The organism is Hypericibacter terrae, assembly GCF_008728855.1.
Classification (GTDB): Bacteria; Pseudomonadota; Alphaproteobacteria; order Dongiales; family Dongiaceae; genus Hypericibacter; species Hypericibacter terrae.
Genome location: NZ_CP042906.1, coordinates 3421425 through 3433939, shown reverse-complemented (window position 1 = coordinate 3433939; position 12515 = coordinate 3421425). Strand labels below are relative to the sequence as shown.

The 12515-nt window shown below is 66.4% G+C and carries 11 protein-coding genes; 4 read left to right on the top strand and 7 right to left on the bottom strand.

The features are described 5' to 3' along the window. The first annotated feature begins 40 nt into the window (after positions 1-40). Positions 41-430: a cupin domain-containing protein gene (locus tag FRZ44_RS15660; protein ID WP_191908119.1), complete on the top strand. Its 390-nt coding sequence runs from the start codon at positions 41-43 to the stop codon at positions 428-430. A 45-nt stretch (positions 431-475) separates the two neighbouring features. Continuing rightward, a complete protein-coding gene (locus FRZ44_RS15655; protein WP_151178066.1) occupies positions 476-2140 on the top strand; it encodes an FMN-binding glutamate synthase family protein in 1665 nt (554 codons plus the stop codon). Between the two features lie 15 nt (positions 2141-2155). On the opposite strand, the gene FRZ44_RS15650 is transcribed toward FRZ44_RS15655, so the two are convergent. From FRZ44_RS15650 to FRZ44_RS15630, 5 genes are all read right to left on the bottom strand, one after another. Continuing rightward, positions 2156-4450, bottom strand: coding sequence for a N,N-dimethylformamidase beta subunit family domain-containing protein (locus tag FRZ44_RS15650; RefSeq protein ID WP_151178065.1), 2295 nt, complete (start codon positions 4448-4450; stop codon positions 2156-2158). Next, positions 4447-4761 carry a hypothetical protein gene (locus FRZ44_RS15645; protein WP_151178064.1) on the bottom strand — a complete coding sequence of 105 codons (315 nt, stop codon included), beginning with the start codon at positions 4759-4761 and terminating at the stop codon, positions 4447-4449. The genes FRZ44_RS15650 and FRZ44_RS15645 overlap by 4 nt, the downstream gene beginning before the upstream one ends. Before the next feature lie 44 nt (positions 4762-4805). Continuing rightward, positions 4806-5129 (bottom strand): EthD domain-containing protein, encoded by a 324-nt coding sequence (locus FRZ44_RS15640; protein WP_151178063.1) that lies wholly within the window; start codon positions 5127-5129, stop codon positions 4806-4808. Between the two features lie 32 nt (positions 5130-5161). Beyond that, positions 5162-6838: a urocanate hydratase gene (gene hutU, locus FRZ44_RS15635; RefSeq protein WP_151178062.1), complete on the bottom strand. Its 1677-nt coding sequence runs from the start codon at positions 6836-6838 to the stop codon at positions 5162-5164. Between the two features lie 88 nt (positions 6839-6926). After that, positions 6927-7841 carry a hypothetical protein gene (locus FRZ44_RS15630; protein WP_151178061.1) on the bottom strand — a complete coding sequence of 305 codons (915 nt, stop codon included), beginning with the start codon at positions 7839-7841 and terminating at the stop codon, positions 6927-6929. Between the two features lie 178 nt (positions 7842-8019). Between FRZ44_RS15630 and hutG the strand changes: the two genes are divergently transcribed. Then, positions 8020-8829: an N-formylglutamate deformylase gene (gene hutG / locus FRZ44_RS15625; RefSeq protein ID WP_151178060.1), complete on the top strand. Its 810-nt coding sequence runs from the start codon at positions 8020-8022 to the stop codon at positions 8827-8829. 321 nt (positions 8830-9150) lie between these two features. Next, positions 9151-9708 carry a thioredoxin family protein gene (locus FRZ44_RS15620; RefSeq protein WP_151178059.1) on the top strand — a complete coding sequence of 186 codons (558 nt, stop codon included), beginning with the start codon at positions 9151-9153 and terminating at the stop codon, positions 9706-9708. Between the two features lies 1 nt (position 9709). On the opposite strand, the gene hutI is transcribed toward FRZ44_RS15620, so the two are convergent. Then, positions 9710-10978 (bottom strand): imidazolonepropionase, encoded by a 1269-nt coding sequence (hutI, locus tag FRZ44_RS15615; protein ID WP_151178058.1) that lies wholly within the window; start codon positions 10976-10978, stop codon positions 9710-9712. A gap of 171 nt (positions 10979-11149) precedes the next feature. Next, on the bottom strand, positions 11150-12511 hold the full coding sequence (locus FRZ44_RS15610; protein WP_151178057.1) for a phenylacetate--CoA ligase family protein: 1362 nt from the start codon (positions 12509-12511) through the stop codon (positions 11150-11152). Positions 12512-12515: the final 4 nt, after the last annotated feature.

Here is a 12515-nt window from a genome sequence, read left to right as displayed (position 1 = left end):
GCCGCCCGACCGCCGGCCGGGCAGGAGAGGGCTCATTCCCATGAATGCGGATTCCGGAAGACTCACGGCCCTGCGCCGCATCACCAACATCAAGACGGCGCCCTTCGTCCCCGACGATCGTTACGGCGCGCCGACGCCGGACTTCAACTGGCTGCCGCTCGATTTCGACAGGAAGACCGGCGACGGTCTCTTCCTGCTGCGGTTCGAGCCCGGCGCCCGCTCGGCGCCGCATGAGCATAGCCATGGCGAATCCTTCCTGATCATGGAAGGCGAGCTCCATGACAGCGACGGGACGATCTTCCGACCCGGCGATTTCGTGCGCTACGAACCCCGCAGCAAACATTGGAGCGTGGCGCCGCAGGGCTGCGTGATCGCGGTCTTCCTGCGCGGCTATAACCGGCGCTTGGCGCCGGGCGAAAGCGAAGCCTGAGCCGGTTGGCGAAGCCGCAACAGCGTCAGTGAAGGAAATGGCTCAATGAGCGTGACAACGACGGCTGATCTCCAGGCAGCCGCGAAACGATTCAGCCTGTTCGCCGCCGTCCTCTTGCTCACATTGCTGAGCATCGCGCTGGGGCTGACAGAGTCCGCCGAATGGTTCTGGCCGCTGCTGGTCCTGCTGCCGCTGCTGGCGATGGGGAGCTGGGACCTTGTGCAGCCTTCCCATTCGCTCATGCGCAACTACCCGCTGCTGGCCCATTTCCGCTGGCTGTTCGAGGCGCTGAGGCCCTACCTGCGCCAATACATCGTCGAGGACGATCATTCAGGGACGCCCTACAGCCATGACGATCGCGCGCTGATCTATGCGCGTGCGAAAGGCCAGGAGGACCGCCAGCCCTTCGGCACCGAGCTCGACGCCTATTCGAGCGCCTTCGAATGGATGACCCATTCGATCGCGCCGAAGCCGGTGGTGAAGGAGCCGTTCCACATCAAGGTCGGCGGCCACGACTGCAAGAAACCCTATGAGGCCGCAATCCTCAACATCTCCGCCATGAGTTTCGGGTCGCTCGGACCCAACGCCATCGAGGCGCTCAATTGGGGCGCCAAGCTCGGCGGCTTCTATCACGATACCGGCGAGGGCGGCATCAGCCGCTATCACCGGATTCATGGCGGCGACATCGTCTATGAGCTGGGCACCGGCTATTTCGGCGCGCGCAATCCGAACGGCAGCTTCAGCCCGGAGCGTTTCGCCGAGCAGGCGCAGAACGACCAGGTCCGGATGATCGAGATCAAGCTCAGCCAGGGCGCCAAGCCCGGCCATGGCGGCATCCTGCCCGGCGCCAAGGTCTCGGCCGAGATCTCCAATGCGCGCGGCGTCGCCATGGGGATCGATTGCGTTTCGCCCAGCCGCCACTCGGCCTTCTCGACGCCGGCCGGGATGATGGAATTCATCGCCCAGCTGCGCGAGCTGTCCGGCGGCAAGCCGATCGGCTTCAAGCTCTGCATCGGCCATCCGACCGAGGTGTTCGCGCTGATCAAGGCGATGCTGAAGACCGGCATCAAGCCCGACTTCATCGTGGTGGACGGCAAGGAAGGCGGGACGGGCGCGGCACCGGCCGAGCTTTCGGACCATCTCGGCACGCCCTTGCGCGAAGGCTTGATCCTGATGCGCAACGCGCTGGTGGGCGCCGGCCTGCGCAACGAGATCCGATTGGCCGCCAGCGGCAAGGTCGTCAGCGGTTTCTCGATGGCGGTCAATCTCGCCATGGGTGCCGACTGGTGCAACGCGGCGCGCGCCTTCATGTTCTCGCTGGGCTGCGTGCAGTCGATGCGCTGCCACACCAACCGCTGCCCCACCGGCGTCACCACCAACGATCCGATCCTGCAGCGCGGCCTTGACGTGGCGCTCAAGGCGCGACGCGTGGCGGGATTCCAGCACAACACGGTGGAGGCGCTGGCGGAGCTGGTCGCGGCCGCCGGCCTCGATCATCCGCAGGACCTGATGCCGCGCCATATCTGGCACCGGCTCAACCCGATCGAGGTCCGCACCCTCGACCGAATCTATAACTTTCTCGAGCCCGGCGTGCTGGTTTCGGCTCCGGATATGACGCCTTACGCCGACGAATGGCGCGCGGCCGATGCGGACTCCTTCATCCCGCGCATGGATGTCGGGCCGCAGCGCGAGGCCGAAGGCGCGGCCTAGCGCCTCGGTGGACGGTCAATCGAGACGGTCGATTCCGTCATAGGCTTCCTGACCCTGGTCGATCCGCGTGCGGCGCATCTCCGCGCTGCCGCCGCCGTCGGGCGGCTCGGGGAATGGCGTGGCTTGCGCGAAGCGGCGGACGACGTTCTCGGTGATCCGGGAAATGTTGTTGGCATAGCCGTTATGGGCGAGGGACGCCGCCCAGCTGATCGAGCCCGTCGAGAACACGGCGCCACCCTTCGGCGTCTCGAAGAACACCAGGTCCGCATAGCACTTCTCCGCCTCCTGCCCATTGATGGTGGGGTGGTGGAAGGGCGTTTCCTCGGGAACCACATTGTATTGCCGCGTGTGACCCTCGGAGCGGGCGACGATCAGGCTGTGCGCGGGCGTGCCCAGCCAGGGATCGGCCCGGTCGATCTCCGATCCCGCGGCACCGCCGCCAATGCTGCCGAAATCGCCGAGGATCTCCTCCTCGACGCCTTCGAAGATGAAGCGGGCGCGAGGATCGTCGCTTTCGGGCCGCCGGCGGTAGTGGGAGGAGTAGTCGAAGCCGGTGGCGACCGTGCCGACGCCGACAAGCTTTTGCGGCGCCGTCGCCGAGCGGCGCCACAAGCCGCCGAATTCTCCGGTGAAGCTCATATAGGCCTCGCCCGCCTCGCTGTCCCAGTACCGGGCGCCGGTTTCCGCGCGGCGCAGCTCCACGAGCCAGGGTTTTTGCGGGTGAAGGGCCGTGCGCCAATAGAAGCCGTTGCCGCCGAGATAGATCAGCCGGCCGCCGGCCGCGAGATAGCGGGTCATCGCGTCCCACATCGCCGTGGTCCAGTATTCGGGATGGGTGCCCGTGATCACCACCTTGTAGCGGGCGAGCCGCGACAGCCCCTCCGCATGCACCGCGTGATCCGTGATCAGGTCGAAGGGCAGGCGGCGCGCCTCCAGCCAGTCGGTCACATGGGTGTCCGCGGCCAGAGCCCAGACCTTGTTCTTGACATGCATGCTGAACAGGGGCCGGCGGGCGCTCGAATAGAACACGCCGTAACCGTCGCAATGGCGGTCATAAGTCGAGAGGCCGAGCTCCCGATGTTCGTTCAGGTAGAGGTCCGAGGCGTCGTAGGTCGCGACCGCCCCGTTCTTCATTTCCATATTGGGATCGTCGAAGTCGTAATGCTCGTTCGAATAGGCGACGTAAGTGACGGAGGAGGCCAGGAAGGCGATATCGGCACGGTTCTCACCGCTGCGCTCCTCCACCAGAAACACGACATGATGCTCCGCGTCGCCGGCCGTGAGCTTCGCCGCATAGATGCCGCTGGCCAGGTCGTCCGGGAGGTCGAACGCAAAGCTCTCGTCCCAGGCGCAGTCCTCCAGATCGTCGTCGTGGAAGTGAACGGCGCGGTAATGCGCCGGCTTCTCCAGGAACTTCTGGACGGTGCCGTCCCATTGCGCGCCCGTGACGCCGCGGGAGGGAAGATTCACCAACTCGGCATCGAGGCCGCCGATCCGGTCTGCGATCCGCGAGGCGGTGAAGTCATGGGCGAAATCCCAGAAGGTGGCCGGTTGGTGAACCTTTTCAGGCCCGCCCGCCCGATAGGCCTCGATATCCGCCACGGTGGGAATCCGAGCCAGCATGACCGGGGATTCGAGACGTCCGTTGAAGAACCCTGTCATCCTCGGCGCGGCATCCCGCCCGTTCCGGCGGGCGGCGAAGCTGAGCGGCAGCCCTGCCAGCTTTCCCTCCAGCGGCAGGCCATCGCCCGTCGCTTCCACCATGGCGGTCCCGAAGCCATGGGGATCGACAGTCCTCATCATCAGCGTCATCCGGCCGGTATCGACGGAAAGGCCGATCCCAACGGTGGTCCAGCATCGCGCTTGCAGCGCTTGTGGGAGCGCCAGGCTGGCGGTCGCCCCGGCTCCATCGCCGAGTTCCATCCGCAACCTCGACCGCCCATCGATGCCGATCTTGAACCCGAGCTTTCTGCGCTCGTCCCAACGCGCAAAGAGCGTCTGGCCCTGTTTGGTGGGGGTCGTGGCGAAGACGTTGAACACGAAGCCGACCGCCCGGTTGTCCATCGCGGCGCCTGGCGCGACGGTCATGAAGGAGCCGATCTCGGTGCCCTGCTTCCTGCCGGTAATGGAAGTCTTGCGGCAGGCCGCGATGGGAGCTTCCTTGAAGCCCGGACCGGTCTCCCGGGGATCGCCGCAGACGATCCGAACGAGCACCGCGTCGAAGGCGGCGATCCCGTCGGTCGAGACCATGAAGCGGGCCTTGTCGCCGGGGCGGTAAATGAGTTCCGCCGGATAACCGATGATCTTCATTCTGCTTCAGCCGAATTGGGGAGGGGGGTGCCGGTGAGACGCTGCCAGCGCATCTTGAGGACTTCCCACTCGGCGCGCTTGTGATCGGTGAACACGCGTTCATCGATGAACCGGACGGGATCTCCGCGATTCCTGCCGAGGCGGGCGAGCCGCCAGTGTTTCGAATCGATGGCGACGATGACTTCGCGGTCGGCGAGCGGAACGAGACGCAGCCGGTTCAGGGCGCGCCGCAGCTCCAGGGAAAAATCCTTGCGCTCCTGGCGCAGGAATTCGGGCAGGATCTTGGCATCCTCGGGACTCAGCGAATACAAACTCTGTCTCCTCCGTTCCAAGCCAGCCGCCGAAAACCCCGGCATCAGGGACGAACAACGACCTCGTCCACCAGGCCCCAGGCGGTGCGATTCATGTCCATGCAATTCGGATTGTCGCCCGCGGCACGCTGGCCCTCGGGCGAGGCCCAGGCGGCATCGTAGGCGGCACGGTCGGCGAACCAGAACTCGATCACCGCGTCCCAGGGCGGATCGCCCTCGACCACGTCCGGCTCGACGAAGTTCTGCACATAGCGGGCGACATGCGGGATCGCTACGGCGAGGGGGCCGTGCACCTCGCGGAAATATTGGCGGAAGCGTTCGCGCGACCATCCTTCGCGCCGATGGCAGACCACGACAAGCTTGAGCATCCGCGTTCTCCCTCGCCTGCGGGCCGCGCCGCCTATTTGCCGAGCATCGGCAGCTTCAGGCCCTTCTCCTTGGCGCAATCGATCGCGATCTGGTAGCCGGCATCGGCATGGCGCATGACGCCGGTCGCGGGGTCGTTGGTCAGGACCCGCTCGAGCCGGCGCGCGGCGTCCTTGGTGCCGTCGGCGACGATCACCATGCCGGCATGCTGCGAATAGCCGATGCCCACACCGCCGCCATGATGGAGCGAGACCCAGGTGGCGCCGGACGCGGTGTTGAGCAGCGCGTTGAGGAGCGGCCAGTCGCTGATGGCGTCCGAGCCGTCCTGCATCGCCTCGGTCTCGCGGTTAGGGCTCGCGACCGAGCCGGAGTCCAGATGGTCGCGGCCGATCACGACCGGCGCCTTGAGCTCGCCTTTCGCCACCATCTCGTTGAAGGCGAGGCCGAGCCTGGCGCGCTCGCCCAGCCCCACCCAGCAGATGCGCGCGGGCAGGCCCTGGAACTGGATGCGTTCCTTGGCCATGTCGAGCCAGTTATGGAGATGCGGATTGTCGGGAATGAGCTGCTTCACCCGCGCATCGGTCTTGTAGATGTCCTCCGGATCGCCGGAGAGGGCGGCCCAGCGGAACGGGCCGATGCCGCGGCAGAAGAGGGGACGGATATAGGCCGGCACGAAGCCCGGGAAATCGAACGCGTCGGCCACGCCCATCTCGAGCGCCATCTGCCGGATGTTATTGCCGTAGTCGAGCGTGGGAATGCCCATGCGATGGAAATCGAGCATGGCCTTGACCTGCACCGCCATCGATTGCTTGGCGGCCTGGACCACGGCGTCCGGATCGCTCTCGCGCAGCCGCTCGGCCTTGTCGAGCGACCAGCCGGCCGGCAGATAGCCGTTGAGAGGATCATGCGCCGAGGTCTGGTCCGTGACGATGTCGGGACGGATGCCGCGGCGCACCAGTTCGGGGAAGATCTCGGCGGCATTGCCGAGGAGACCGATCGAAACCGCCTGGCCCTGCACTGTCGCCTCCTTGATCATGCCCAGCGCCTGGTCGAGATTGTCGGCACGCCGGTCGAGATAGCGCGTTTCGAGACGGCGCTCGATGCGGCTGGGTTGGCATTCGACCGCCAGCATCGAGGCGCCCGCCATGGTGGCAGCCAGCGGCTGCGCGCCGCCCATGCCGCCGAGCCCGCCGGTCAGGATCCATTTGCCCTTGAGATGGCCGCCGAAATGCCGGCGTCCGACCTCGACGAAGGTCTCGTAGGTGCCCTGCACGATGCCCTGGCTGCCGATATAGATCCAGGACCCGGCCGTCATCTGGCCGTACATCATCAGGCCCTTGCGATCGAGCTCGTGGAATTTCTCCCAGGTCGCCCAATGCGGCACGATATTGGAGTTGGCAATGAGGACGCGGGGCGCGTCGGCATGGGTGCGGAAGATACCGACCGGCTTGCCCGACTGGACCAGCAGGGTCTCGTCCGCCTCGAGGCTGCGCAGGCTGGCCACGATCCGGTCGTAGCATTCCCAATCGCGTGCGGCGCGGCCGATGCCGCCATAGACCACCAGTTCCTGCGGCTTCTCGGCGACCGCGGCGTCGAGATTGTTCATCAGCATGCGTAAGGGCGCCTCGGTCAGCCAGCTCTTGGCGCTGAGCGTGGTGCCGTGCGGGCTCTTGATCTGGCGTTCATTGTCGAGGCGGGAGGATGCGGGCATGTCGGCTTCCTGGCTGAGATGGACCCACCAGGCCCATCAAGTGGCGGTGATTAGGTCGGCCGGCCGGCCTTGTCGAGACCCCTGACCGTCAATCGCTGGTCAGGCGGATCACGATCGTATTAGTGCCGGTGACGATGAGGGCCGAGCCTTGTTTGTAGCGCTCGCCGAAGAAGGGCGAGGGATCGATATAGCGGGGCGCACGGGCCTTCATGGCCGCCTTCACATCGGGCGGGAACCAATGCTCGGCCTCGATCTCGTCAGCGGGACTGGGCGCCTTGTCTTTGGCGGCAGCCACCAGCTTCGCCATGTCCTCGTAGGAAAATTCCATGACGGCGGTGATGCGCCATTGCGTGGCGTCCCTGACGGTGGCGCCCGCCTCGTCATGCGGCAGCATCTGCCAGGTGGTGGCGATCGGCTTGGCGGGGAGGCTGATGTTCTCCCCCAGGAAATCCGTGTTGTGGCGGATCATCGCGCCCAGATCGCGCCCCGGGATATGGACCCAGTTGGTGCCGAAGAGAATGCCGGCGATGGCGATCACGGCGGTGACGCAGACGGCGATGATGACCTTCTGATGGCGCGCGAGTTGGCCGAATTTCGGCATGCGCGTGATCGGCGCGAACGGATCCTGGAAACCGCTGGGAAGCGCCTGCTGCCGCGGTCGGTTCGGGTCGGGCCGGCCTTTGCCCTGTCCCTGGCCTCCGCCACCACCGCCGGGGTTCGGCCCCTGCGGTCGGGGCCGCGCACCGGGAGGGGTCGTCGGAACCAGACCCGGCGGACCGCTGGGCGCCGGCGCCTGGCCGGCGGCCTTCTGCCGGGCGATCATCGCCGCCGCCAAAAGCTTCTTCTTCTCGGCCCCGCTCATGGCGCGGATGCGCGCCTTCTGTTCGGGCGACAGGCTGCGCACCCAGGCTTTCTCTTCCTCGGTGAGCTCGCGGCCGATACCGCCGCCGGATTTGCCCGCTGGCGCGCCGGGAGGCCGCTGGGGGTTGCTTTCGTCTGCCATGTCAGGGGCCTCTTGCTGGCTCATGATCGCAGATGCCATGCGGACTGCCAATCGGGCAGGGGGCAGCGGGATCGTAAGGTTAATGAACCGCGCCCACGGCACTTCACAAGAGCGGCGGCGACGGGCAGAGTCGGTCCTTCGCGCGACCCACCGAACCTTTCAGGGAATTCAGATTGCCATGGAGCCTTTCCGATTCCAGCCCGGGCCGGCGCCGCTCCTGATCAGCATGCCCCATGTCGGGACCCATCTGCCCGATGCGCTGGCCCGGCGCATGACCGATGCGGCGCGGTCCGTTCCCGACACGGACTGGCATGTGGACCGGCTCTATGACTTCGCGGCCTCGCTCGGCGCCAATCTCCTGATGGCGACCCATTCGCGCTATGTGATCGACCTCAACCGCCCGCCCGACGGCACGGTGCTCTATCCGGGCGCCAGCAACACCGAACTCTGCCCGACCACGAGCTTCGACGACGAGCCGCTGTGGCGGCCGGGCGAGGCGCCCGGTGCTGATGAGGCGAAGCAGCGGGTCGAGACCTATTGGCGGCCCTATCACGCGCGATTGGCGCAGATGCTGGCCGAAATCAGGTCGCGGTTCGGCACGGCGCTTCTGTTCGACGCCCATTCGATCCGCTCCGAGGTCTCGCGCTTCTTCGCCGGAAGGCTGCCGGACATCAATCTCGGCACGGCGGACGGCAAGAGCGCCCCTTCCGAGCTGGCCGCCCGCCTCATCGAAGCGGCCGGCGAGGCCGACGGCTATAGCAGCGTCCTCAATGGCCGCTTCAAGGGCGGCTATATCACGCGCCACTACGGCAAGCCCGCCGAGGGCGTCGCCGCGGTGCAGCTCGAGCTGTCGCAGATCACCTATATGGACGAAGACCCGCCCTTCGGCTTCCGCGAGGACCGCGCCAAGGGCATCCGCCCCCATCTGCGCCGCATCCTCGAGACCATGCTCGACTGGGGCCGCGAGGCGAAGGGGTTGAAGTGGTAGGAATATCGCGTGTGCCCCCTCCCTGACCCTCCCCCTTGAAGGCAGGAGTGTCCGGGGAAAGTTTTCATGAATCGTATCAAAGTGTTGGCGCATATGGATTAGACGTGATCCGTGGGCGTGCGAGACTTAGAACAATAAAAATGAGTCGTTTGAATCCCTTGAGTCCGTTCCCCGGACAGTCCTGCCCCTTGAAGGGGGAGGGGACAGCGAGAACCTGTTCTTTCCATCGCTTGTGGGGGAGGGCTAGGGAGGGGGAAGACGCGCTCTCACCAGATCGCATCCGACTTTCATCCTCTGGCTTTGCAATCCAAGGAGCACCCCATGGCGACAGCCACCGGCACATCCCATGAACTCGGCTGGCGCGCGGCCGATTTCGATCTCGAGGGCGTGGACGGACGCCGCTACACGCTCGCCGATGTCAGAGGCGAGAAGGGCACGCTCGTCATGTTCATCTGCAACCATTGCCCCTATGTCAAAGGGGTGATCGGCGGCCTGGTCGAGGATTGCAAGGCGCTGGCGGCGGAGGGCGTGAAGACCATCGCCATCATGCCCAACGACACCGACACCTATCAGGTCGACAATTTCGACCGGATGAAAGAGTTCGCGCAGGAGCATCGCCTGGGCTTCCCCTATGTGATCGACCGCACGCAAGGCGTCGCGCGCAGCTATGGCGCGGTCTGCACGCCCGACATCTTCGGCTTCGACGCCGGCTTGGCGCTGCGTTATCGCGGCCGGGTGCAGGAGATGCGCGGCAGCACGCCCGTGGCGGGCGCCCGGCGCGAACTGCTGGAAGCGATGCGCCTGATCGCGCGGACCGGCAAGGGCCCTGAAGATCAGGTGCCGCCGATCGGCTGCTCGATCAAATGGCGGCGATCCTGATCTAGCCGGCGTTGGCCGCCGCGACCGGCTCCGGCTGGAGCCGCGGCTCGCCCGCAACCTTGGCATCCGGCTTGCCCTGCCAGACGCGCTGGTAGAGCGGATTGAAGCCGATACGGTAGGTGAGCTCGGCGGGGCGGTCGATGTTCCAGACCGCGAAATCGGCGCGCTTGCCGGCCTGGAGCGTGCCGATGCTGCCGCCCAGCCCCAGCGCCTTGGCGGCATTGCGCGTGATGCCGGCGAGCGTCTCTTCCGGCGTCAGGCGGAACAGGGTGGCGCCCATGTTCAGCATCAGCAGCAGCGAGGTGACCGGCGAGCTGCCGGGATTGCTGTCGGTCGCGAGCGCGATCGGCACGCCGGCTTTGCGCAGGGCTTCGATCGGCGGCAGCTTGGTCTCGCGCAGGAAATAGAAGGCGCCCGGCAGCAGCACCGCGACCGTGCCGGTATTGGCCATCGCCTGCACGCCGTCCTCGCCCAGATATTCGAGATGATCGGCCGAAAGCGCCCCATAGCGGGTGCCGAGGACGGCGCCCTTCTGGTCGGAGAGCTGCTCGGCATGGATCTTGACCGGCAGCCCGAAGGAGGTGGCGGCCCGGAACAGCTTCTCGGTCTGGGCCGCGGTGAAGCCGATGCGCTCGCAGAAGGCATCGACCGCATCGACCAGCCCGGCCGCATGGGCCGCCGGGAGCATCTTGCTCGCGACCGCGTCGATATATTCGTCGGGGCGGCCCTCATATTCGGGCGGCAGGGCATGAGCCGCGAGGAAGGTGGTGCGCACCGTGACCGGATGACGTTCGCCCAGCGCGCGCGCGACCTTGAGCTGCTTGATCTCGGCGTCGCGCTCGAGCCCGTAACCCGACTTGATCTCGATCGTGGTCAGGCCCTCGGCCAGCAGCGGCTTCAGCCGCTCGGTGGCGCTGGCGAGGAGGGAGGCTTCGGTCGCCGCGCGGGTCGCGGTCACGGTCGAGCGGATGCCGCCGCCGGCCTTGGCGATCTCCTCATAGGTGGCGCCGTTGAGGCGCCGCTCGAACTCCTGCGCCCGGTCGCCGCCATAGACCAGATGGGTGTGGCAATCGACCAGGCCCGGCGTGACCCAGCGCCCGTCGAGATCGTGAATATTGCGCGCGGTCCGGCGGGGCAATTCGCCCACGGGCCCGACCCAGGCGATCCGGCTGCCTTCGACCGCGATGGCGCCGGGCTCGATCGTGCCGTAGGGCACCGCGCCCTCGCGCATCGTCGCCAGACGCCCATTGATCCACAGGGAGTCCCACATGGCCGCTCCTCTCCTCGCTCTCCCGATCCTGGCGGCGTGGTCTGGGCGCCGGCCGTATCCCTGGATTATAGGGCCGTGCAGGCGGGGGCGGGCGCAATTTTTGTGACGCCTTTGGCGATGGGCCGGCGGCTCAGTAGGGCGCTTCGATGGGTTCGAACGTCATGGGGTCGATCACGTCGGCCGAACCACGAGCCGCGCCTTGCCCGAGCTCGCGATGCGTTCGAGGGAGTCGACCGCCTCGATCGTCATGATCGGCACCGCGCCGACCTTGTCGAGCTCGGCCTCGATCGCCCGGCGCAGCGACTGAAGCGCCGCTGTCGGGTCGCCGGCTTCCGGCCCCAGCAGCACCCGGACATGGAGCCCTTGCGGCCGCGCCTCGATCTGAAACTGCCGCAAGCCCGGATTGAGGAGGAGCGGGTCGCGGAAACGGACCGACGCGATACGTATGAGCCCTCCGGCTTTCGCGGGCAGGTCGAGCATTTCTTCGCGCCGTCCCTGGATCGTCGCCAGGCGCCAATGGGGCCGCCCGCAACGGCAGGGTTCCGCCGCGAGCGCCACGCGGTCCGTGATCTCGTAGCGAATCAGGGGCAGCACCGGATTGAAGAGCGGTGTCACCAAGACGCGCTCGCCGACGGTGCCCAGGGGCACGGGCCGATAATCTTCGTCGACGACCTCGAAGATCATCAATTCCTCCAGCAGATGCATGCCGTTCGCCTCGGCGCACTCGCTCCCGATCATGCCGGTCTCGGTCGTGGCATAGCTGTCGATGATGGGAGCCTGCCAGGCGTCGAAGGCGAGGCGGCGGACCTCGGGCGACAGGGTCTCCGAGACCGAGCTGCAGCAACGGGGCGCGATCGATAGCCTGCCGGCCAGCTGCTCGAGCGCGAGCTCGCGCAGGATCGAGGGGTAGGAGATCAGCACTTCCGGGCGATAATTGTTGAGCGCCTTGACCAACTGCGGCACAGGCATGGTGACGTCCAGCGCCGGCGCATCGGGCCGGCCATTCCGGATCTCGCGAAACACCTGGTTCGAGACGTGAATCGTGGTCGCGGCGCCGATGCCGGTGACGCGGGTCTTTTCGGTCACGCCCATCCCGCCCAGCCAGCGAAGCGTGTTCGCGATTCCGAGCAGGCGGGCGTTGCGGTCATAGATCATCAACGATCGGGTCCCGGTCGAGCCGCCGCTGGGGAAGACATGATATTTCCCGAACAGCGAGACCGTGGGGCCTTTTTCCGCAAGGTGAGTCTCGACCAGGGCGCGGTTGATCTGCGGGTCGGTCACGATCCGGTCGAACTCGGCCATCACGATGGATTTGTTCAGAATCGGAAAATCCTGAAGCCGCTTCGGTCCGTTGCCCGTCGCCTTCAGGACGGCGCGGTAGTAAGGCGAGCGCGGCACCACATAGGCGATCATCTTCCGCAGGCGCTCCCGCTGCAGGGCGAGCAGCCTGTCGCGCGGCCATTTTTCCCGTTCGGTGAGAGCCGCAAGGAATTCCAGCGTCCTCGGCTGGCGGCTCATGGGTGTCTTGGGCATGACC

Coding starts and splice junctions, on each gene's coding strand:
- FRZ44_RS15660 (WP_191908119.1), top strand. CDS start 41: ATGAATGCGGATTCCGGAAGACTCACGGCCCTGCGCCGCATCACCAAC.
- FRZ44_RS15655 (WP_151178066.1), top strand. CDS start 476: ATGAGCGTGACAACGACGGCTGATCTCCAGGCAGCCGCGAAACGATTC.
- FRZ44_RS15650 (WP_151178065.1), bottom strand. CDS start 4,450: ATGAAGATCATCGGTTATCCGGCGGAACTCATTTACCGCCCCGGCGAC.
- FRZ44_RS15640 (WP_151178063.1), bottom strand. CDS start 5,129: ATGCTCAAGCTTGTCGTGGTCTGCCATCGGCGCGAAGGATGGTCGCGC.
- hutU (WP_151178062.1), bottom strand. CDS start 6,838: ATGCCCGCATCCTCCCGCCTCGACAATGAACGCCAGATCAAGAGCCCG.
- FRZ44_RS15630 (WP_151178061.1), bottom strand. CDS start 7,841: ATGGCAGACGAAAGCAACCCCCAGCGGCCTCCCGGCGCGCCAGCGGGC.
- hutG (WP_151178060.1), top strand. CDS start 8,020: ATGGAGCCTTTCCGATTCCAGCCCGGGCCGGCGCCGCTCCTGATCAGC.
- FRZ44_RS15620 (WP_151178059.1), top strand. CDS start 9,151: ATGGCGACAGCCACCGGCACATCCCATGAACTCGGCTGGCGCGCGGCC.
- hutI (WP_151178058.1), bottom strand. CDS start 10,978: ATGTGGGACTCCCTGTGGATCAATGGGCGTCTGGCGACGATGCGCGAG.
- FRZ44_RS15610 (WP_151178057.1), bottom strand. CDS start 12,511: ATGCCCAAGACACCCATGAGCCGCCAGCCGAGGACGCTGGAATTCCTT.